Origin of the sequence: Bradyrhizobium sp. CCGUVB14 (genome assembly GCF_024199935.1) — a bacterium.
Taxonomy (GTDB): Bacteria; Pseudomonadota; Alphaproteobacteria; order Rhizobiales; family Xanthobacteraceae; genus Bradyrhizobium.
On the sequence record NZ_JANADS010000001.1, the window covers coordinates 1,633,478 to 1,653,834 of the forward strand.

At 59.7% G+C, this 20,357-nt stretch carries 16 protein-coding genes and 2 pseudogenes; 7 read left to right on the forward strand and 11 right to left on the reverse strand.

Annotated features, from left to right (window positions below; all coding sequences use genetic code 11):
* Positions 1-44: 44 nt before the first annotated feature.
* The 5 genes from NLM32_RS07640 to zigA form a co-directional block, all read right to left on the reverse strand.
* Entirely contained in the window at positions 45-1,658 is a 1,614-nt protein-coding gene (locus NLM32_RS07640) for an IS66 family transposase (RefSeq protein WP_254128551.1), read from the reverse strand.
* A 72-nt stretch (positions 1,659-1,730) separates the two neighbouring features.
* A complete protein-coding gene (tnpB, locus tag NLM32_RS07645) occupies positions 1,731-2,084 on the reverse strand; it encodes an IS66 family insertion sequence element accessory protein TnpB (protein WP_254128550.1) in 354 nt (117 codons plus the stop codon).
* Positions 2,081-2,497: a transposase gene (locus NLM32_RS46220; protein WP_371933156.1), complete on the reverse strand. Its 417-nt coding sequence runs from the start codon at positions 2,495-2,497 to the stop codon at positions 2,081-2,083. Before NLM32_RS46220 ends, tnpB begins: the two co-directional genes overlap by 4 nt.
* 547 nt (positions 2,498-3,044) lie before the next feature.
* Complete coding sequence (locus NLM32_RS07655; RefSeq protein WP_254128570.1) at positions 3,045-4,010, reverse strand: murein L,D-transpeptidase catalytic domain family protein; 966 nt, start codon at positions 4,008-4,010, stop codon at positions 3,045-3,047.
* Between the two features lie 35 nt (positions 4,011-4,045).
* Positions 4,046-5,251: a zinc metallochaperone GTPase ZigA gene (gene zigA / locus NLM32_RS07660; protein ID WP_254128571.1), complete on the reverse strand. Its 1,206-nt coding sequence runs from the start codon at positions 5,249-5,251 to the stop codon at positions 4,046-4,048.
* 132 nt (positions 5,252-5,383) lie between these two features.
* On the opposite strand from zigA, the pseudogene NLM32_RS07665 reads away from it, so the two are divergent.
* A pseudogene (locus tag NLM32_RS07665) lies at positions 5,384-5,633 on the forward strand (segregation and condensation protein B); the annotation flags it as partial.
* A gap of 706 nt (positions 5,634-6,339) precedes the next feature.
* Here NLM32_RS07665 and NLM32_RS07675 read toward each other — a convergent pair.
* The 5 genes and pseudogenes from NLM32_RS07675 to NLM32_RS07685 all read right to left on the reverse strand — a co-directional run bounded on the left by NLM32_RS07675 (position 6,340) and on the right by NLM32_RS07685 (position 9,612).
* Positions 6,340-6,999: a hypothetical protein gene (locus NLM32_RS07675; RefSeq protein ID WP_254135244.1), complete on the reverse strand. Its 660-nt coding sequence runs from the start codon at positions 6,997-6,999 to the stop codon at positions 6,340-6,342.
* A gap of 314 nt (positions 7,000-7,313) precedes the next feature.
* Positions 7,314-7,661, reverse strand: coding sequence for a transposase (locus NLM32_RS46225; protein ID WP_375143630.1), 348 nt, complete (start codon positions 7,659-7,661; stop codon positions 7,314-7,316).
* Positions 7,616-7,927: a transposase gene (locus tag NLM32_RS46230; RefSeq protein ID WP_375143532.1), complete on the reverse strand. Its 312-nt coding sequence runs from the start codon at positions 7,925-7,927 to the stop codon at positions 7,616-7,618. The genes NLM32_RS46225 and NLM32_RS46230 overlap by 46 nt, the downstream gene beginning before the upstream one ends.
* 103 nt (positions 7,928-8,030) lie before the next feature.
* Positions 8,031-8,318: pseudogene (locus tag NLM32_RS46235) on the reverse strand (transposase); the annotation flags it as partial.
* A gap of 436 nt (positions 8,319-8,754) precedes the next feature.
* On the reverse strand, positions 8,755-9,612 hold the full coding sequence (locus tag NLM32_RS07685) for a host specificity protein (RefSeq protein WP_254128572.1): 858 nt from the start codon (positions 9,610-9,612) through the stop codon (positions 8,755-8,757).
* Positions 9,613-11,367: 1,755 nt separating this feature from the next.
* On the opposite strand from NLM32_RS07685, the gene NLM32_RS07690 reads away from it, so the two are divergent.
* Entirely contained in the window at positions 11,368-11,538 is a 171-nt protein-coding gene (locus NLM32_RS07690; RefSeq protein ID WP_254128573.1) for a hypothetical protein, read from the forward strand.
* Positions 11,539-12,915: 1,377 nt separating this feature from the next.
* The gene (locus NLM32_RS07695) at positions 12,916-15,537 is read left to right on the forward strand and encodes a PAS domain S-box protein (RefSeq protein ID WP_375143533.1); all 2,622 of its coding nucleotides are present in this window, start codon (positions 12,916-12,918) and stop codon (positions 15,535-15,537) included.
* A gap of 184 nt (positions 15,538-15,721) precedes the next feature.
* Here NLM32_RS07695 and NLM32_RS07700 read toward each other — a convergent pair whose 3' ends face one another.
* Entirely contained in the window at positions 15,722-17,524 is a 1,803-nt protein-coding gene (locus NLM32_RS07700) for an HrpF/NolX family T3SS translocon protein (protein ID WP_254128575.1), read from the reverse strand.
* Positions 17,525-18,179: 655 nt separating this feature from the next.
* Here NLM32_RS07700 and NLM32_RS07705 point away from each other — a divergent pair.
* The 4 genes from NLM32_RS07705 to NLM32_RS07720 all read left to right on the forward strand — a co-directional run bounded on the left by NLM32_RS07705 (position 18,180) and on the right by NLM32_RS07720 (position 20,357).
* Complete coding sequence (locus NLM32_RS07705) at positions 18,180-18,371, forward strand: hypothetical protein (RefSeq protein WP_254128576.1); 192 nt, start codon at positions 18,180-18,182, stop codon at positions 18,369-18,371.
* Positions 18,372-18,441: 70 nt separating this feature from the next.
* Entirely contained in the window at positions 18,442-18,753 is a 312-nt protein-coding gene (locus NLM32_RS07710; protein ID WP_254128577.1) for a hypothetical protein, read from the forward strand.
* Positions 18,754-18,878: 125 nt separating this feature from the next.
* Positions 18,879-19,772, forward strand: a complete 894-nt coding sequence (locus NLM32_RS07715; protein WP_254128578.1) for a hypothetical protein — start codon at positions 18,879-18,881, stop codon at positions 19,770-19,772.
* Between the two features lie 36 nt (positions 19,773-19,808).
* Positions 19,809-20,357: a hypothetical protein gene (locus NLM32_RS07720; RefSeq protein WP_254128579.1), complete on the forward strand. Its 549-nt coding sequence runs from the start codon at positions 19,809-19,811 to the stop codon at positions 20,355-20,357.

A 20,357-nucleotide genomic window follows, 5' to 3' on the forward strand; every position in this document is an offset into this window, starting at 1 on the left:
CGACGAGGCCTGCTGGAGCGGTCGCGATCCAGGAAGCGAGTTCATCAAGCGGCGAGGCTGTTGGCGCCGTTAGCTCGCTCGGCGGCCCACGCCCAGGGCATGAGTTCGTCCAGGCGCGATGCCGGCCAGAGGTTGACGAGTCTGGTGAGGACGTCGGTCAGATAGGCCTGCGGCTCCACGCCGCAGAGCTTGCAGGTCTCGATCAGCGAAGCGATGCAGGCCCAGTTCTCCGCGCCCTCATCATGCCCCGCGAACAGCGCATTCTTGCGGTTAAGGATAAGAGGACGGATGCTTCGTTCGACGATATTATTGTCGAGCTCGATGTGGCCGTCGTCGAGGAACCGCGTCAGGCCAACCCAGTGGTTCAAGGCGTAACGGATGTGCTCGGCGATTGTCGCTTTGCCCGAGACGCGGGTGAGTTGCTGGTCGAACCAGGCCTTGAGCGCCGCTACCTGCGGCTTGCTGCGCTCCTGGCGGATGGCCCGGCGCTCATCGGCGCTGCGGCCCCTGATCGACTTCTCGATGGCATAGAGAGCAGCGATACGCTCGAGCACTTCACTGGCGATCGGGGCAGGGCCGTCCTGGACAAGGTCGAAGAAGCGCCGCCGCAGATGAGCCCAGCAGAAGGCGAGCGTGATCGCCGCGTCCGGCGCGGTGTTGGCAATGGTCTTGTAGACGGTATAGCCGTCGCATTGCACGATGCCGCGATAACCGTCGAGCAGCTTGAGCGCGTGGACGGCACCGCGACCGGGTGCGTAAGTGTAGGCCACTGCCGGCGGATCGGCTCCGCCCCACGGCCGATCGTCGCGTGCGATCGCCCAGAAGAAGCCCTTCTTGGTGCGGCCGCGGCCGGGATCGAGCACCGGCGCTGTGGTCTCGTCGACCGCGATCTTGCTCGCGGTCAGAATGGTCTCGCGCAGCCTGAGCCAGAGTGGACGAAGCTCCGCGGCCGCATAGCCGACCCAGAACGCCAGAACCGAGCGCTTGATGTCGATCCCCTGCGCCAGCAGCATCTGAGCCTGCCGATAGAGCGGCAGGTGCCAGGCATATTTGGCGACCAGCACATGGGCGACCATCGCCTCGGTCGGCAAGCCGCCCTTGATCAGCCGCTCTGGTGCCGGCGCCTGAACCACGCCATCCGTGCAGGCCCGGCAGGCATATTTGGGACGATGGGTGACGATCACGCGGAACTGCGCCGGGACGACGTCGAGCCGCCGAGAGGTCTCCTCACCGATCACATGCAGAGGCGCGCGGCAACACGGACAGCAGGTCACTTCCGGGGCAATCGTGACGTCGATATGCGGCAGATGGGCCGGAAGCGCACCACGGCTGGCGCGGCGTCGTTCAGCACGCTGGCGTGCGCCTGCCGTGTCCTTCCGGTCCTGGGCCGCCTCGTCGCTGGCAATGGCCTGCTCGATGTCCTCGATCGCCAGCTGCAACTGCTCAGGATCGAGCTTCTCCGAGCGGCGACCGAACTGCGCGCGTTGCAGCTGGCGCAAGAGATGCTGAAGGCGATCCATTTGCGACAGCGCCTGGTCGCGTTCAACGATCGCCGCGTCGCACTTCGCGATCGCCGCGTCGCGCTCCGCGCGTGCCGCCGCAACCAGCGCCTGCAGCGCCTCGATGTCGGTCGGAAGTTGATCCGTGATCTCGCTCACGCCCGGTACTCAAGCTGATTCGCGGGCCGTTGTGGAATATTGTGGCCGACCTGATTCGATTGGTCACAGGGTTTATGAGGTTGCGCTCGGCTGAGCAATGTCGCGGGCATGCAGGCGCGACCAATCCAGACCGTCCATCAGCGCGGCGAGCTGTGAGGCAGACAAACGCATCACGCCATCGCTGATCGGCGGCCAGCGGAACGCGCTATGCTCCAGCCGCTTCCACAGCAGCACGAGCCCGGACCCGTCCCAGGCAAAAATCTTCAAACGGTCCGCTCGCTTTGAACGGAAGACGAAGATCGTTCCCGCGAATGGATCATGGTGGAGTTGCTCGCGCACCAGCGCGGCGAGACCATCGGCACCTTTACGGAAGTCGACCGGCCGCGTCGCGACCATGATCTTCACGCCCGCCGAAGCCGCGATCATGTTGTCGCCCTCACGGCCCGCAGCACATCGCGCAGCCAGGCCGGATCGACCCCGGCCGCTGCGCGAACCACCGCATCACCAATCTCGATGCTGATCGTTGTCGCGTTCCGCGTTGCCGCTTCCGCGGCCGCCCCAGCGGCGGGGTGCAGCTCCGATACCACCGGAACGAAGAATGGCGCATCTTCCGCCGGCAAGCTCAGCAGACCGGCACGCGCCGCCTTGCGCCAAACGAAGAGGTGTTGCGGCGCGAGGCCGTGCCGGCGCGCCACCTCGGACGCAACAGCGCCCGGCACATACGACTCCGCCACGATCCTTCCCTTGACCGCGTCGCTCCACCGCCGCCGACGCCCCGCTCCGACCTGGATATCCACCCGGCCCCGTGGCTCCGAAGCGTCGACCATATCGTCAACCATATATGCGAACCTAACTGTATATGACGGCTCGCATGTTGCCGATCAGCTCACGCCAAACAAGGTGCGGAAGACACGCCGCTTACCCTCAATCCAAGCCGGGAGCAAAATAAATGAGGCAACCGATCGCACTCGGGAGCCATCTGCCTGGAGACACGCGTACGGGCCTGAACCGGCTGAACTTGCCGGCACGGGCGGCTGGCAGCGCGGTCTCTCCGCTGTCGTCGGTCGGGCTGTGCTCGGGCGCGATCATCCTGCTCTTCTTTGGACTGGCGCATGACCTCTTCTGGACCGGCGTCGGCGCCACACTGCTGATGGGTCTCGGCACGGCGCGACCGTCGCGGCGATCGCAACGCTCGCGGTCAGCGCGCGCGACATCGCCGGCCGTGTTGCCAAGGCTCAGGCCGGCTTTGGCATGCTCGCGATCCGGGCGCTCGAGGTAGCGGCGTCGGTGGCGATTGTTACCTTCGGTGCCCTGCTGCTAGCCGGCTACAGAGCAACTCTGGATTGTCTCGCGGTGATGGCCGCAACGAAGGAAGCGGAGAAGAGGTTACGGCCTGCAAGTCGGCACGGGGCTCGCGGACCGCTCAGGATCCCGGCGGTAACGAACGAGGATCGGCTCGAGTATCTCATTCGACCAGAATATCGGAGCGCCGATCTGCTTCAGGCAAAGGGCGTTCCAATAAAGGCCATTGGATGAAAACGATCGGCGCGCCGAAACGGCTTGCGCAACCGCCTTGATGTCCTGCGATTCCGGGTAGATGTAGATTGTCGTCGGTTCATCGAGCAGCGGAATGATCTGTTCTGCGTCGGATCGCGACCAGCTCGTGCATCCATTGCTGCGTCCGCTCGCGTAGTCCACGAGGGTTCCGATCGGAACGCAACCATTCACATTGGCATACGGACTGCGCGCCATGCTTCGATAATGGATGCCCTTCAGGACAATGGCTGGATGTCCGCCGATCGCACGCTCCCTGGCATTGGCGGTCTCTCCCTCGCCATCGAACTGAACGAACGAACGCATCAGGATGGCCTCTCGTTTCGCGGCGTTGCGAAAGTAACCCTTGAAGGAGGTTTTCGTCTCGGCCGTCACATAGGCGCCGCCAGTCGTCAGATTCGAGTCCAGTGCATTGCCGAAATTTTTCGCGCACACCTTTCCGTTCGCGAAATTCACCGCGCCCTTGATGTTGCGGCCGCTGCCATGCCCCGCGGACATCGCGCGAAATGACCGGTCGGCTTCGCAGATCTCGTAGAAGCGCTTCCCCAATCCGCCATCGCTCGGCCGCGTCGCGTCCATGGCGAAATAGCAGGGGTTTTTGACGACGGCTGCCGCGACCTTTCGCAGGTAGAGAGCGCGCGCTCTCTGTAGGACCACTGGGACGATCTGTCCCTCGCCGTTTCCGACATGGTTCTTCAACCAGGCCGGAGTTTCCGACGGCTGTTCCACCGCCAAGGCTCCAGCCGCAAGCCAAGCGGCGATCGTCACGCCGAGCGCGAACCGCCCGAGCACGGCCAATCCAGCCCGCAACGGATCGCCGCCACGGCTGCCGTTCAGGCGGCCTGATCGGCGCGTCGCCAGGCTGGAAATGGATCTGACAGCTTTGCCCATTCGGCAACATCCATTGCAGGCCTGCCCGGCACGAGGCAGGCATCGAGGCGCGCGCGGATCGCCCCTTCGTCCATGCCGACGCCGATGAATACGATTTCCTGGCGGCGGTCGCCATAGATCTCGTTCCAGTGCTTCCGCAGATTTTTGCGCCAGAAGGGATCGTCGGGCCAGCGTTCGGCAGGAACGGCCGCCCACCAGAACCCCAATGCTCCGGTTCGCACGATCGAACCCGCCTGGCTGATCTCGCCGAGCCATTGCGGCCGGGTCGCCAGCCAGAAATGACCTTTCGCCCGGACGACACCCGGCCAAGGCTGCTTGATGAACTGGTCGAACTTGGCGGGATCGAACGGCCTGCGGCCGCGGTAGACGAAGTTCGTCACGCCGTATTCTTCGCTCTCGGGCACGTGCTCGGCGAAGCCATAGAGCTCCTTGTACCAGAGCGGGTGCTGCTGGGCCTTCTCAAAGTCGAAGCGGCCGGTGTCGAGTACGCGATCGAAGGGCACACGGCTGTAGTTTGCCTCGATGATATCGGCCTCCGGATTGAGCGAGCGGATAATCTTGCGCGCTACTTCGCGCTGAGCTTCCGTGGCGTCGTCGACCTTGTTGAGCACCACCACATCAGCAAACTCGATCTGCTCCACAAGCAGGTCGACCAGCGTTCGTCGGTCGTCTTCCAGTGCCTCGCCGCGATCCTGCAGAAAGTCGGTCGACGAATAGTCCTTGAGTAGGTTCACGGCGTCGACCACGGTGACCATGGTGTCGAGGCGTGCCACGTCGGAGAGGCTTTCGCCGTCTTCGGAGCGGAAGTCGAAGGTTGCCGCCACCGGCAGCGGCTCGGAGATGCCGGTGGATTCGATCAGAAGATAATCGAAGCGGCCGCTCTCGGCGAGGGCGCGCACCTCCTTCAGAAGGTCGTCCCTCAGCGTGCAGCAGATGCAGCCGTTGGTCATCTCGACGAGCTTCTCATCGGTCCGGGACAGGTTCGCACCGCCATCGCGAACCAGATCCGCATCGATGTTCACCTCGCTCATGTCGTTGACAATCACTGCCACCTTCAGGCCGTGCCGGTTGTTCAGGACGTGGTTCAGCAAAGTGGTCTTTCCAGCCCCGAGGAAACCGGACAAGACGGTGACGGGGAGTTTTTGCATGGAGATCGAAGAGCCTTTTCAAGGAGATAGGGTGAGAGCGGTGGAGTGGCGCACGAGGAGCCTACAAATGTAATGTTATAACGTTACACTGATTGACCTCAATTCGTCTGTCAAGGCGCATGACTGCCTAAATTAGGCTTCATCGCAAGTGGCCCGCGCAGCCCGCAACCCGGCGCGCCCTACACCTACGTCATCACCAAGGGGGTTTGGTGCATTTCGGCTGGCGACGCTGCGCGATCTGCCGGACATGGACACGCTGGAGGACGCCGGCCTGCTCAGCAAGGACAAAATGTTGGCGGGAGAGTTGCCGGATTCCTTGCCGGCAGATGATGAAGAGCATGACGATGACGAAAAAGCTGCAGATTGGACAGAGACAGGCTAGCCTCAGTGAGCGGCCTCTTTCGATTCTATCCCCCACCCGCAAGTGTCCCGCCCCGAGACATAAAACCTTGGCACAGGTTGTGCTGACTAATGGGAGCCGGGATTTTGCATCACCCTCCCGGGGCTCGATAAGCGCCGCCTGCAAGCTATTTCAAGCAGGTGGCGTTTTTATTCGGTGTCCCAATTCGATTTTGCAAGTGTGCCAATTAGGACAAGAACTGACGGGCGGGGGCGGTGGCCACGCCCGGGGGGAATCTTCAACGCTGCACCTTGCCGATCTCATTCATCCCTAAATTGAGGGTGAGTTACCGATGCAGCGACCGAACTTTGGACCACTCGAAACTAGAGTTTTACGACTCTTTGAAGCGAGACCGAAGTTTGGACCACCCAGAACTAGAGTTTTACGGCTCTGAACACGCTGGTGGGCTGGTGGCACCATCGCGGGTTTGCAGCAAAATCGGCGGTCGATTGCCGATCGCCCCGTGAGGCCTTTCCTCATTATACAACAAGGCTTGAGAACGCCCACGGGACCGTGTGCCGTGAGGTTCTCCAGAACGGGCGACAGGCGCTTTCGTTGACGTAAAGTCAGCGCGCAACCTATCTCGAGCGTTACCACCGTCAAGAAAAGAACGAGAGGCCAATTGACATCAATCTGCAATTAAAGGGTCGAATGGCACATCCAGCTACCCCGTTGGATGCAACAGATATCACAATGCATGTTGGACCCACACATTCGGCTCCACGTAAACTCCATAATTCTGCTCAACCGATACAAGTACCGGTACCAATGCACCCTCGACCTCTGCCTGGCCCGAACAATTGAAGGCTGCCCCTGTCCATTGCGTCCACTCCGCGATGGTCCCAACGATGGTCATGGAATAGGGAGCGATCTTCAATATCTTGCCTCCGGCGCGGACGTGAGTTCGCAACCACGTGTCCGTTGGCAAACCGTCGGCACGGTGCAATGTGACATACTCGCGCATTGCCTTCCGCGCGTCGAGTTGCTTTTGGCTGGGCCGGACAGGGGCAAACATTTCTGCAAAGCCCATTTTCTTCGCGCACGCCTTCAAGGCATCCAACATCGCCAGTGCATTGCCAATGCCCCTCGCCTTGGGGACAAGGGCGATTTCGAGCGCGCTTATCGTCGTCGGCCTACGTCCAACAAGCCTGTCTTCGTGAGCCCAGCGGATAACCTGGTCCCAGCCGCCGTCAGGCAATTCGGAGCGGCCCTCGATGTTGAAGGCAAATGGAACACCAAAAGCGCGCCCGACGATCTCGCCATCGAGAAGTGCTCCAAAGGCGTAGTCGAGGTAATCGAAAAACACAGATCGCCCAAAGTAGAGCTCTGACGTCGCGTCATGTCGCATGAACTCGGGCCACACCTCCTCCAAGTCATTCGAAAAGACCGACGGGATCAGATCTGGTCGTTCCCGCAATGAGAATATCTGTATCTTCATTCTTCGTAACACCATTGCAGCGAGCACGAGAGCTTGTCTTAGAGACTCTGTAACCAGATTTCTAGCTCGTCTTAATCGTGAGTGCCGGGCGGGCTGCTGGAACATTTCTGGTCGCGAGTGAAGGCGCGCGCGAACGCTACGGGCTTTTTCGCCGCTTTTCGACGGGACTTCCTGAACGCGTTGGAGGACGGTGGCGGGGATGACCGGGGCTCATGCCCCGAGCGTCAGGACGCTTGCGGGACCAGAGCGTTTGCCGCGCTGCGGAACAGGTTGGCGTCGGCGCACGCTGCAGCGAAGGCCAGACGTACGCGGGTGGCGGTCTCGATGACACGGGCTGCGATCTTGAGAAATGTGAGCCTGATGGTGTTGAATTCGGCGGTTGCCAGATCACGCGGCTTCGGGATGGCGTCGCGCATGGCGAGGATGAGCCAATAGACGGCGGCGTGGAAGACGAGGCGAACCTGGTTGGCGATCGCCGAGCGGCAGCTGGTGCGATCGGAGGCGAGCTGGGTCTTGTGCAGCTTGATCAGGTTCTCGGCCTGTCCGCGTGCCCGGTAGAGGCGATCATAGATCCCCCCGCCGTGCTGATATTCAGGCTGGTGACGACGTGGCGGATGTCGAGCCCTTGTTGGGGTGCTTCGATGCGGGCGATGACGCGGCGCTCAAGATGCCAGGAACCTGCCGCGTGGCGGGTCTCGGCGTAGCCGAACCACGTTCTTGTTCTCGACCGCACGTTGGTTCGGACTGCATCGCAGACCTCGTCGACCTTTCTGGCGAGCAGCTTGGTGCCGGCCAGCGCGAAGACGTAATCGACGCCGTTCTGCTCGCAGAAAGTCATGGCCTCGAGGCAGGCGTAGTGGCTTTCGCCGCGGAAGGCCAGCGCCGGCGAATGCGCCGAACCAGGCGGCGCAGATGTGTTCGCGCCTCAATGCCGCTCGGCGTCTTGCCGGGCGCAGCATGACCGCAATGGGCCGGCTGTGCTCGGTGTCGTGGACGTGGATCGGCAGGAAGTAGTGTTCGTCACATTGGGCAATGAACAGCGCGAGTTGCTGACGGCCATGCACCACGTCGACCATGTCGTCGATGTCGAGCGTGATTGCGCTCGGGTTCGCGCTTGTCCTCGTCGGACAAGCGTAGATGTGCTCGAGCAGCAGCCCGATGACGAACCGTCTCTCGGTCTCCGGCCGGTCCTTCTGGCAGCAGACGGTGCGATCTCGTGATCGACCGATCGACCCAGTCCCAGTCGGGTCTTGCCGCCAAGCTGCGCCAGCACATGCTTAACATTGATAATGATGCAGCCTGCCTCGATCGCCTTGAAGTCGTCGTCGGTTGCTTCGGTCGCATCACTTCCGTTGCGACGAGGGAATCACGATCGCTGACTCGAGGCTATCTTGAGAGTGGACCCGCAGGCTTTCGAGGCGTCAACTCTCGAAAGCCCGCAATCTCAAACCCACCAGCGTGCCAGAAACCGAATCCCGCTCAGCGGTTTGCACACTGTTCCACGGACGACACATTATGCGAAGTGATCGATGCGCGGGATCTTGCATCGGCACGAGTGATGGTACCTGCCCTCGCTAGGGGCTCGCACGACCGCCGCTGAAACGACGAGATAGCAATCACGTTCAGGTGCGACCTCGTCGTTGCGCCCGACTTCACGGGCAATACTCAGCTGAAAGTAAGAGCGCGCTCAAGATACCAAGAAGGGTCATCGCCAGTCGAGTCTGTCTCTACGCTTGCTTCACTCGGATTCGCCTCAACACCTGCTTCAGTATCGCTGTCATCGCCTTCAGCCTTTGAAAGATACAGTGCAGGTTTGTCTGACCGCTGCCATTCATTGTCAGCGTTCTTCGTCCACTTTTCGGGATGCTGGGTCGGATCAAGCACCCAGTGATTGCGACCCATATCAACAAACCCCATCTCCGCTAGACGGGGTTCCATACCTTCTATGGCAGGACGTGACATGACCAACGGCTGATCGCCGTCTTGCCGAAGTTGATGCTCCAGCAGAATATCGCCTGCGTTCTCGACAAGCGGATGGCTAAGCCGAAGATCTACAACGGACGTGAACTCATTGCGCCCGAATTGTCGCTGAAGCCGGTCCCCTCTAACAATCATCGGGCCTCCTGCTCTTAAAAGCCCAACAGTTGTGTCCCCCAATCGATAGCGGAAAAATCGCGGCTCCGTCACCGCATTGTCTGCCGTGCTGGCGTAAACTCTAGCGACCATTGCCGCGCGCTCAGCTTTTGTGGATACAAAATCCGTGTACTCTTGTGGATTATCGGCGATGTATTTGATTTCGTCGCCGAAAAATTCCCTCACTTCTCTGTCAAAGGTAGATCTTGCGATCTGCTCAATGGGTGGGGCGGAAACAAGAGAGTATGGCCGCGGGTTAGCCGACGACGAACTGCCTGGCTCCATGCCTGCAAGGGTTCGTTCAAAGCGCTGACTATCGCCTGACTCCCCTGATTCATCAGTCCGGCTGGCGCCTGCGGATTGGCTGGCTGAAATGCCGTGGCTATGCATCCGATTTTCGCTCCTACTGGCAGAGTTGTTACTACGGAGCTCTTGGGAGCCCTTGCCGTTCCACATACAAGCTCCAGCTGACCGTTATCTGACACGCAGACGTCACGCATCTGTCCCCGCATTTGGCGGACCAGGCTATCGTGATCGTGGCAACACGCCCGACTCGAGCATCTCCCGTCATCAGCGAGTGAAAGATCGCTACGAACTCGATGATGATATCATCACCAGCAATACGAGTAGGCTTGGACTTAATCGAGTTTCGACGTCGGGCACGTCCCAATCACGCAAGCCTACCGTTGCTTGTTCGGCGCGCTCGACCAGAGCGGAGCGTGTGTTGCATGGCAGCCGATGAACCAGCCCGACCGACCGCCCAATGACGTAGATCTGCTCGATCAGATCTGCGCTACTTATTGAACCACGGCGTCGTTCCGAACCGCCCCGTTGTCCAATACACCGCATGTCCAGGTTGGCGTTCGGCGAACCTCAGGGGCCATCCGCTGCATTGCAGAGCTGAATAGTTGGCCGCCGTGTCCAGCAGGATCGCGCATCCTTCCATGCCCTCAGCGCTCTCGGTTCTGGATTTAGAGATGTTCGGACGTCGCAAGTCGATCAATGCCGGTCAGTCTGCGCGCCGGCTCGAAGCCTCTGACGGAGCGACCGGCGCATCAACTGGCTATTGCCGCGCACGATCGGCGGCTCGAACAGTACCCACTGCACATCATGTTGGTTCAAGGACCACATACTTTGCACTTGCACCATAGCTTGCGAGCTTCTGGTTCAAATCCACGTCATCGAGCGTTCGGAAGCCGTGCTTCTCCCAGAACTTTCCTGAATTGCTGACAGCGACCAGCGAGAGGTTGGGAAAGCCGGCCTTTGTCGCGTGTCTGACCAGCTTAAGCACGACCTCGGAAAGCCGCAGCGTTGCTGCGCGCTTCCGGCAACAACGCGATGTCGTGATATTAGGTCGATGCAGGCTCGGTCACGGCGCCCACAAGCGCATTCAGCGCGGGCGGCTCCTTGAAGCGCCAAGGATGGTGACGATATAGCCGGCCAGGTCGTCCCGCGAGCGCTCAAGCACAAAACATCCCTCAGGGTACATCTCCGGCCGCTCCGGGAAAACGGCCTTATCCTGGCGATAGTTTAGGTGGACGCGATCTGCGATGGCGCGAACTTCAGGAAGATGGTCGGGCTCAATCGCTCGCCACGGCATGCAAAAGTACTTTCAATGAACCTTCCAATCCTTAGACAACCACCAGCACCAAAGTCCTGTCCAGGACAGACCGGGTCCGCCGCTAAGCTAATCAAACCGTGTAACAACTGTGTTCGTTTTGCTTTGTGCGATTGGGGTCGTGACGAACATTGGCCTCGCGGAATTGATGGAGGCATCGGACTTAGCCAATGAGTGCCCCCAGAGGAAGCTTCAAGGGAAGCCCCAGGTGCAGAACTGCTCAAAGTCAGGGAAACCTTCACGGGCGATCCCGAGCCAACCCCTCCCATGGGCAAGGTGTATGGACTGATCTTAGTGTCCCGAGCCACACGTTCGCAATCATAGATCCGCAGTAAATTCGCGTCGCTGTGCCAAGGATGGAGGCAAGCAGCGACGGAGTCCCCAATGGCAATCCAGCAACTTCCTGCCCGATATTGAGCGATGACGAGCGCGCCGAATTGACGTCGCTGACGATGCGGCGGAACGGCGCTGGCTCTTAAGAGTCCGGATCATGCTGATCCTGTGCGGAAGGTGGGCAGAACACGGGAGTGGCGGCCAAGCTAGGGCTGGAGCAGCAGACCGTAAAAAAGTGGCGGCGGCGTTTTATGGAGCAGCGCGGGGCCGGACTGCGCGACGAGCCCCGCACGATTGAGGATGCCCGCATCGAAGCCGTGATCGTGAGAACGTTGGAGAGTTGCGCTGAGCACGCCACCCATTAGAGCTCTCGCGACATGACGAAGACCAGCGGCCTATCGGTATCGACGGTGCAACGCATCTGACCGGCCTTCGCTTTCCAGTCGCACCGGATGGAGACGTTCAAGCTCTCGACCGATCCGAACTTCGTGGCCAAAGTGCGCGATGTCGTGGGTCTCTGCGTCTCACCGCCGGTGCACGCCATCGTTCTGTGTGTGGATGAGAGGTCCCAAATCCAGGCGCTGGACCGAAGCCAGCCGATGCTTCCGATGTATCCCGGCCAGGCGGCCCGAAGATGCCATGACGGACAAAAGCCATGGCACCACATAGCTGTTCGCCGGCCTCGATATTGCGACCGGACGGGTCATTGGCAAGTGCTGCGGGCGCCATCGCACCGCCGAATTTCGCAAGGTTCTTGACGAGATCGAGGCTGCCGTACCGCGCGAACTCGACGTCGATCTCGTCACGAACAATTACGTCACGCACAGGACCGCAATGATCCGCAGATGGCTCGCCAAAAAGGTCGCGTTGGCACGTGCACCTGACCGCGACCAGTTCGTCAGGACTCAACCAAGTCGAGCGCTTCTTCGCGCTCCTCACCGATAAGACGATCCGGCTCGGCATCTATCGCAGCTTGGCTGCCCTTAGGGTGGACGTCGCCTCGTTCATCGAGCGACACAACGCCGATCCCCAACCGTTCCGATGGACCAGATCAGCCGACGACATCTTTGCTTCCATCGAGCGCTTCTGTCGTTACATTGTCCCGGCAAAATCACGCCCCAATGCTCCAAACTTCCGGTTCAGGACTCGAGACTGGCAGCACCTACAGCGACATCGCCAATGTGAAGAGATAGTCCAGACCATGAGCGCCCGATGAGCGGCGACGAAAGCCGAAGCGGTACGACAATTCGTGGAGCTCCAAGGCCTGTGCTGGTTCGAGTCCGGCCGCCCGCACCAATGAACTTGGGGGAAACTGTCGGCTTCCATTCCCATATCCCGCGTCAGACAGCGCGGACTTCCCCGTCACTGGGCAACTAAAAAATCCGACGCGAAGGGCCATATCTGTCGGATTAACCGCGACTGCGTTCGACCCTTCTGCCGGCTTCCAGGCAATCCGGCTGCAGCATCGCGTTTTTGCGATCGAGGAGAAGGCGAGCAGCGTGAATACCAAGACCTAATTGTCCTATGAGAGCGTTCGATATTAATAGGTTTAAGAAGACTATACGAAGGTTTGTAATGCGCCTTCCTTCGGCTGTGCTGTTCAGCACCCGGTCGCGAAACCACCCAGGAGCACCTATCGGGGTCGAAATGAATTGTTGTATTCTTGCTCAATTGTTAACCCGCTCGAAGGCCGGACCGCTACAAGCATGTGTAACCAGCTCACCACGTTTGGATGTTCAGCGATGCAGCTGGTTTTCGGAAGCGTTGCGCTAGCGGCGGTGACGCTAGTGTCCGTTTATATTCACCGCCCTTTCGCAGCGACGGCGTTCGCCTATCTCGCGGTGATATTGCTGTTTTCGCTGACAGGCGGCTTCATCGCATCGTCGGTGCTTTCTATCGCCTCCGTCGCTGCGTTGGCCTATTTGTTTACGTCCCCGACGTTCAGTCTCCGGATCGATGACCCTCAGGACCTTTTGGTGATTGTCACCTTCCTAACCGTCTCAATTGTCGGAACGCACCTGATCGGAAAGGTCCGCCGCGAAAGGGAGGCTGCGCGTGAGTCCGTAGCCAAGCTACGGCACAGAGCGGCCGATCTGCATGGCCGCGAGAAACGCTGGCGCGCAATCTTTGAGCATAATCCATTTATGTATTTCATGGTCGATGAAGCCGGAACGGTCCTCAACGTCAATACTTTCGGCGCGACCCAACTCGGCTATGCTCCTGGGGAGCTGGCAGGCCTATCTGTGCTGAATGTCTTTCTGAAAGAAGATCGTGAGGTCGTTCGCAAACGTATCGGGGAGTGTCTTACAAATATCGGCCAATCGCGCACCTGGGACATCCAGAAGATCAGGAAAGACGGTTCGGTGCTGTGGGTGCGCGAAAACGCCAAAGCCATGCTGTGGGCCGATGACAAGCCCATCGTCCTCATTGCCTGCGAAGATGTCACCGAGCAGAAGCGGACCGCACTTGCGCTGCAGCGGAGTGAGGCCCAATTAGCCCAGGCGCAGGAATTGAGCCACGCCGGCAGCTTTGGCTGGAACGTCGCCACCGGCGAGGTCACTTGGTCTAAGGAAATTTTTCGGATTTTCCAATACGATCCGGAGACGAAAGCGACACTGCAGCACGTCCTTAATCGCGTCCACCCAGAAGATAAGGCCGCCGTCCGAGAGACGGCAGATCGAGCGTTTCAAGGCGAGGATTTCGAGCATGAATACCGACTGCAGATGCCCGACGGGTCGGTAAAGCATATTCACACGCTGGCACGGGCTACGAGAACCGCGTCTGGCGATATCGAGTTCGTCGGGGCGGCGACGGACGTCACAGCAGCCAAGCAGACGGAACAGCAGCTGCGCCGTAGCGAGGCCTATCTGGCCGACGCGCAGCAGCTGAGTCGCACAGGTACTTGGTCCTGGGACTGCCGTCGTCACTGTTTTGCGTATCGCTCCGCCGAAGTCAGTCGTCTGTTTGGCTTCGATTCGGACGAGCCTGTATCGCTTGAGGCCATCCAGTCGCGTATTCATCCAGATGACTTGGCGCCGCTGCAGGAAGTGCAACGTCAGGCTATCGAACAGAAGGCAGGTAACTTTGAGTATGATTTCCGAATCCGTCTTCCCGATGGCTCGATAAGGCACATACACTCAGTTGCGCACGCTGTGTTGGGAAGCGATGGCGACACTGTCGAACTCATCGGAACGCATATGGATGTCACCGAGCAACACGCAGCCAGGGAACAATTGGAAAACACCCTTGCCGCGCTGCGTGAGAGCGAGCAGCGCTTTCGTGATTACGCCGAAACTGCTTCCGACTGGCTCTGGGAGACCGGGCCGGACCATCTGGTCACCCACTTATCGGAGCACGCCGGCGCTACGGGCATCATGGCCACAGGACTCATCGGCCTGCCTCCTTGGAAAATTGCGTGCGACGTCGAAGAAGACCCCGAGAAGTGGCGACAGCATCGGGCGACGCTAGACGCACATCTGCCATTTCGTGATCTCGTCTATCGCGCCGTCAATAGGACCGGGACTCCGATCTACGTCCGGACCAGCGGCAAGCCGTTTTTTGATGTCAGCGGCAACTTTCTGGGCTACCGAGGCGTCAGCACCGACATCACCGCGAAGATCCGCGCAGATCAGGCCGAACAAGAGCTGCGGAAGGCACAGGCGGATCTTGCTCATGTATCGCGCGTGACGATGCTGGGGGAGCTAACAGCCTCCATCGCCCACGAAGTAAACCAGCCGCTCTCCGCCATTGTCAGCAATGCCGATGCGTGCCTCGCTTGGATGGGGCGCGAAGTTCCTGAGCTTTCCGCCGCGCGCAGATCGGTGGAGTGGATCGCCAAGGACGCGATCCGGGCAAGCGAGGTGATCCGCAGGGTCCGCGCACTTGCGAAGAAAGGGGAGATCGAGATGGTATCTCTCGATATCAATGACGTCGTTAAGGAGGCCATCACGCTGGTGACACGTGAGCTGGTCAATCACCAAGTGGCCTTGCGAACCGAGTTGACCCCAATGCTTCCCACGATTCTTGGTGACCGGATTCAGCTGCAACAGGTGATCATCAATCTGGTGACGAACGGGATCGAAGCCATGCAAGCGGTTGACGATCGAACGCGCGGACTGGTGATCAGATCTTCCTGGAACGGTGATGGGCGCGTGCAGCTCTCCGTGACCGATTGCGGCGCCGGGATCGCTGAGGAAGATAGGGATCGCATCTTAGATCCGTTTTTCACCACCAAAACGAGCGGTCTTGGAATGGGTCTGTCGATCTGTCGTTCGATCGTGGAAGCTCACGGAGGGCGCCTGTCAATCGTCCGCAACCAAGGGCCGGGCGCGACCTTTCAGTTTGCCCTGCCGATCGTGTCGTGAATGGACGCTTTGACGCGCTCGCGAAAGCCGGAAGGCCGACGGACCGACAAGTGCGATCGTCTTCATGGCCGGGAAGACGCCTCGATGCGTCACTCGAATGTTGCAAGAGTTGATGCAAGGTCATGGCTGGTTTCCGATGTGTTTCCCGATGGTGACGATGTGGTCATTCAACGTCGACAGTGGCCTATGTGGGCTCAGTTTCAAGCCTCGTCTTCAGGTCGTCCAAATAGTTGTCCGCATAGGATTGCGCTTGCGAGACCGTCAGGTCGATTCCGCTCGTTGCAGCCCCTTCCATCACTGTCTTCATTAGCCCTTCGCGCATCGCGAATTTGACCTCGGGCCCAGAGATGCAGCCAACGGCCTGCGCCGCGACGTTGAGGCCAGCTTCTTCGAGCGCTTGCTTCATATTGCCCCCGCTAATGGCGGTGTGCAAAAGGTTCGCTGCTTGCGACTCGCACTCGAGCGCCATTGATGCTGCATCGGCCAATTCGCCCAGACCCGGAACGAAACCGAGCAGACCGACCGCCGTGGCGGTCCAATCAAGCACCTTCGAACCCACTTTGGCCACGCCGTCGAGCCCATGCATGAGGGCCCCGCCGTTCTTCTTCTGAGACTTGATGTCGGGCTGGTCGGCCGCGCCCGTTAGCATATCCGCGACAGCGTTCTGTTGGGCCAAGGTCTCGGGGAGGTGGGTCTTTGTCTGCTGGACGGTGTGGTTCGCAGCCGACAGGTTGCTGTAGAAGTGCGTGAAGTCGTTGTTGCTGATATTACCGGAATCGACCGTATGCCCGCCGCCGAAGTCGAAGAACTTGTGATGGGTCTTGTAGCCCGTAATCGAGTTGTTTAGCAGACCGAACAACACGGGATCCGAGAGCAGTTGTGACGCCGCTTGTCGTACCTTCGGGTCGAGAGTTTTGTCGCCCGCCATGCTCGCCAACTTCTCGCGTGTCAGGACGCCGCCTCCGAAGAAGGCATCCTCATTCTTGTTGATCGTACCGAGCGTGTCCAGCTCGCATTGCGAGAGGTTCATCGACGACGAGGCGACTTGCAGGAAGTCTTCCTTGTGGACCTTATCAATCGCACCACCGTAAAGCTGCTTCCAGGTGTCCGAATGGTCGAGGAAGTATTGAGCCGCCGCGATCACCTGGGGCGGACACTTGCCGGTTTGGGCGTTGCCGTCGACGATCCCCTTGAAATCGTCCAGGCTCAAATTCTTGGGCAGGTAGTCAGAATACTTGTACAGCTCGCGCAATGCATCACTCAAGGTCATGACCGACGGTTGTCCATTCCCGGTGCCGTCGGATGGAATATAGTTCTGCTCGTAGCTGCGCGCCTGCTGCTCCTGGAATGTGGCCACCTGCGAGTGGCTGTCGGAAAACTCTGACAGATCCTTGTCCTTGATCTTGCCTCCGCAGCGGCCGTCGCCTTGGGAGCCAATTGCGTAGAAGAGCTCTGGGTCGCGCCGCAATCCATTGATCGCCTCCTTCAGATCCGCGGGCGTCGACGGATCGTTGGCCTTGTCTGCCAGCGAGTCCCAGCTGAGCGGGCATTGGTCCTTGTGCCGGTTCAGCACTGCCACGATCTGCAACTCGGCATTAGTCAGCGTGCCGCCATTCCACGTGATCCTTGAGCTTGGCACCGGAGCAGTCGGTAGATCAGCTGCGGGTTCAGCCGTCGCCGATGTGCCGCTTGCCGATGTGCCGCTTGAGGAGGGAAGGGGCTCGCCCCGCTCCATGGCCTCGATCGCCGCCTTCACGTGCGCGGGCAGGTGGTCCAGCGGATCCTCCGGCATAGGCAGCTTTGGGTGCAGTAGGTCCGGTGACGGGGGGGGCGCGTCGGCTTGGTCGTCCCGCGTGCAAACGGACACCATTGCCTCGAATGTCGAAGGTTCCCCTTGCCGAATCTGGCCGGGTGTGTGCGCGGAAGGTCCCAACGCCGACAGAGCTGGATTTGCACTACCTGGTAGCAAAGAATTATTGAGCTGCATGTGAGTTCATGTTCCATTGCGGTCAACGGGCGGGATCGGCGGTTAGAGATCGAGGCTACGGGATAGGCACGCAAGCTTTCGAAAAGCTGACGAGCCTCAGAATCAAAGAACGCTTGCGCAGTGCCGCGCGACCATCTTGATGACTCCAGGCGGCGCTGAGTGTTCTGCTGCGGCCCTGAACATGCGGCACGACGATCTCCTGATGTGGCATGCTGGAAGAACAAGGCCCCTCCGGTCGTCCAGTTGCGAATGACCATCGTCGAGGAGCCGCAAATAACATCACCGCCGAGCCTCGCGTCGGCATTTCCGACTGCGCGTGGTTGCATCTACGCCTCGCCATTCGCCATCGAGAGTGCGATCCACGAGCATGACGATGTGCCCGTATGGCAATGTGTGAATGGATCGAGCGAAGGCTGTCGGGTGCACGTCGGAGATGCCGTAGAGCTTAACAGGCGCGGTCCAGAACGTGCTTAGTGGCGGGATCCCGCATGTACCCGCGAATCCGTCCTCCTGCCTCGGCGGCGAGGTTGAATGAGATACTTTCCCGATCCGTCGTTCGACGTCAGCTTCTCGACAGCTGATCTCGTTAGCGTAAGCAACGTGGATCGCGAAGTGATGCCACCTTTCTGATGGAACTAAAATATAGAGGCACCAGATGGCCGGAGCAATCGAGAACGTGACTCGTACCAATTCTGATAGTGACAGCTCGTCGTCTGCAGCTGATCGCCAAAACTTAGAATCGGCTTTTGGTTCGGTTCTTAGCATGGTTGCGATCCAGTCTGTGGAGCGAAACATGGAAAAGTTTCACGAGACTGTGGCTGAAACAGAAGAGGAAGAGGGTTCTTGACGTCGAAGTGTCCGGCGTCAAGGGTGCGTCGCCATTCGTGGCGGCAGATTCAAGCAGAAGGTGAAACGACATGACGAAAGTAAATTCTCCTGGCTCTTCTGGAGCTGGCCACGACATCAACAATGAGAGCAAGGTCGAAAACAAGCCCGGAGGTGGCGGTGGCGGTGGCGGTGGCAATATCAACGCGCCTGCCGCCGGATCGGCGGCATCGGGTGCCGCGTCTGCGCTTGATACTGTTGGTAACGCGGCAACCTTCGAGGCGCTGATCGCGCAGTTGAAGGCTGTTAATCAGCAAGCCATGGTGCAGGACATGCGGTTGCGTGCGCTGTCGACCGAGCTATCGAGCGAGAAGAAGGCGGCGGCTGAGCGGGCCAGCGGTTGAGCCTGGAAAGCGGGGCGAGCTCTCGCTCCGCTTTTTCCGCCGTGGCGACGATGTTAAGCCGTGCGGCCTGGATATGAATCGTGCAGCATTCGCCTGCACGTGCTCCCTGGTTCGGAGGATTGTCCGTGAATGAGGCTGCTGCCTCCTTGCATTTCGAGGTGCTATCGGGGCTTTATGCCGGACTAAGCGGGAAGGCGGCTGCCGGAGCGAGCCTTATCGGTAGTGGCCTCGACGCAGATATGGTCTTCGTCGAACAAGGGCTTGAGCCGCATCACCTTCGTTTCACGCTTGTTGGGAATTCAATCGAGATTGAGGCTCTTGCAGCCGTAGGCGCCCCGGAGGGCGAAGAGGATATCGCCGCAGGTGGGCGCGTTGTCCTTTCTCTTCCCGCTGTCGTTGGCGCGGGTGCGATGTCCATTCGCTGGTCGATCCAGAACACGGTTGAGGCTCGGTCGATCAGCCTATCGCGTGCTTCGATCTTAGCGCTCGCCATCGCGCTGCTCGCCTTTCTTGGTCTAGGCGCTCTCTCGACCATATTCTTCAAGGCCAGCGGAAGCGCACCGAGCACCATTGCGTCGCCTGCCGGCAAGCTTGTACCCAAGCTGGGCTTGAACAGACCAGATGACCGGCGAGCTGAGGCCGCAGCTGAAGTGCTGAAACAGGAAGTTGATAAGGCCGGCCTGCTCGATATCAGGGTCGGTTCTGGGCCGGGGTTTGTGAGCGCTGAGGGAATAGTAACGCCTGCAGCGGTTACGAAATGGCAGGAGCTCCAGCAATGGTTTGATGGTCGTACAAACGGCGCGGTGGCACTGGTGAACGGAGTCGTGGTCAAGGAGGACAAGCAGCCATCCTCAATCGCTGTCGAAGCTGTTTGGCGCGGAACCCAACCCTATCTTCTTATCGGTGGACAGAAGTATTTCGTCGGCGCTCTGTTGGCCGACGGATGGGCGGTCAATCGAATCGAGGAGGGGCGTGTGCTGCTAAGCCGCAATGGCCGCTTTGCCGCCATTCCCTATTAGACTTTCTGGGCTCGAAAGAAAGATAAGGAGAGCGTCATGTCAAAGCTGTCCCATTACGATGTCGGGCCCAGCAGTGTTTCGCGGCGGCCAAACGAGGACCATCATGTGCCGGTCATCGGGCCGACCATTTGCCAACCCAACAAGATTGAGATCGACGGTGCTTGCACTGATGGTGGGAAGGAGCCGGCGTCGATCTGGCGCGAGCTGAGTGCGTCGCATATGCCGCCGGATGTAGCGATAAAAGCCATAGGGGAGGCCAAAGAGGCCAAAGAGATTGATGCAGTCGGGCGCGTCAGTCTCAACGAAGTACGCACTCACCCTCATGAGATCGAGCCGCCCGCGGTGTTGGCGTCGGCCTATGGGCGCGATATCGCGCATGATCTGCTCTCTTTTGTCACACCAACGCTGCGTCATCCCGACATGCTGCGGGCAGAGCGGTATAGCACTCTTCTGGAACGTCTCACCCATAAGCTGGCGGCCGCGCCTGCGGATTCGATGGCGCACGAAGGTGTCGTTGTCCTACAGCGGGGACTGCAGTGGCTGGCGCTGCTGCGGCAAAACCGGAACAGCCTGATCGAAGCCTAG

What these genes read in the sequence shown, in the direction of transcription:
- zigA (WP_254128571.1), bottom strand. Translation starts at nt 5,251, where the DNA reads ATGCAAAAACTCCCCGTCACCGTCTTGTCCGGTTTCCTCGGGGCTGGA.
- NLM32_RS46230 (WP_375143532.1), bottom strand. Translation starts at nt 7,927, where the DNA reads ATGACTTTCTGCGAGCAGAACGGCGTCGATTACGTCTTCGCGCTGGCC.
- tnpB (WP_254128550.1), bottom strand. Translation starts at nt 2,084, where the DNA reads ATGATCGCGGCTTCGGCGGGCGTGAAGATCATGGTCGCGACGCGGCCG.
- NLM32_RS07710 (WP_254128577.1), top strand. Translation starts at nt 18,442, where the DNA reads ATGACGAAAGTAAATTCTCCTGGCTCTTCTGGAGCTGGCCACGACATC.
- NLM32_RS07720 (WP_254128579.1), top strand. Translation starts at nt 19,809, where the DNA reads ATGTCAAAGCTGTCCCATTACGATGTCGGGCCCAGCAGTGTTTCGCGG.
- NLM32_RS07695 (WP_375143533.1), top strand. Translation starts at nt 12,916, where the DNA reads ATGCAGCTGGTTTTCGGAAGCGTTGCGCTAGCGGCGGTGACGCTAGTG.
- NLM32_RS07685 (WP_254128572.1), bottom strand. Translation starts at nt 9,612, where the DNA reads ATGCATAGCCACGGCATTTCAGCCAGCCAATCCGCAGGCGCCAGCCGG.
- NLM32_RS07700 (WP_254128575.1), bottom strand. Translation starts at nt 17,524, where the DNA reads ATGCAGCTCAATAATTCTTTGCTACCAGGTAGTGCAAATCCAGCTCTG.
- NLM32_RS07675 (WP_254135244.1), bottom strand. Translation starts at nt 6,999, where the DNA reads ATGCGACATGACGCGACGTCAGAGCTCTACTTTGGGCGATCTGTGTTT.
- NLM32_RS07705 (WP_254128576.1), top strand. Translation starts at nt 18,180, where the DNA reads ATGGCCGGAGCAATCGAGAACGTGACTCGTACCAATTCTGATAGTGAC.
- NLM32_RS46220 (WP_371933156.1), bottom strand. Translation starts at nt 2,497, where the DNA reads ATGGTTGACGATATGGTCGACGCTTCGGAGCCACGGGGCCGGGTGGAT.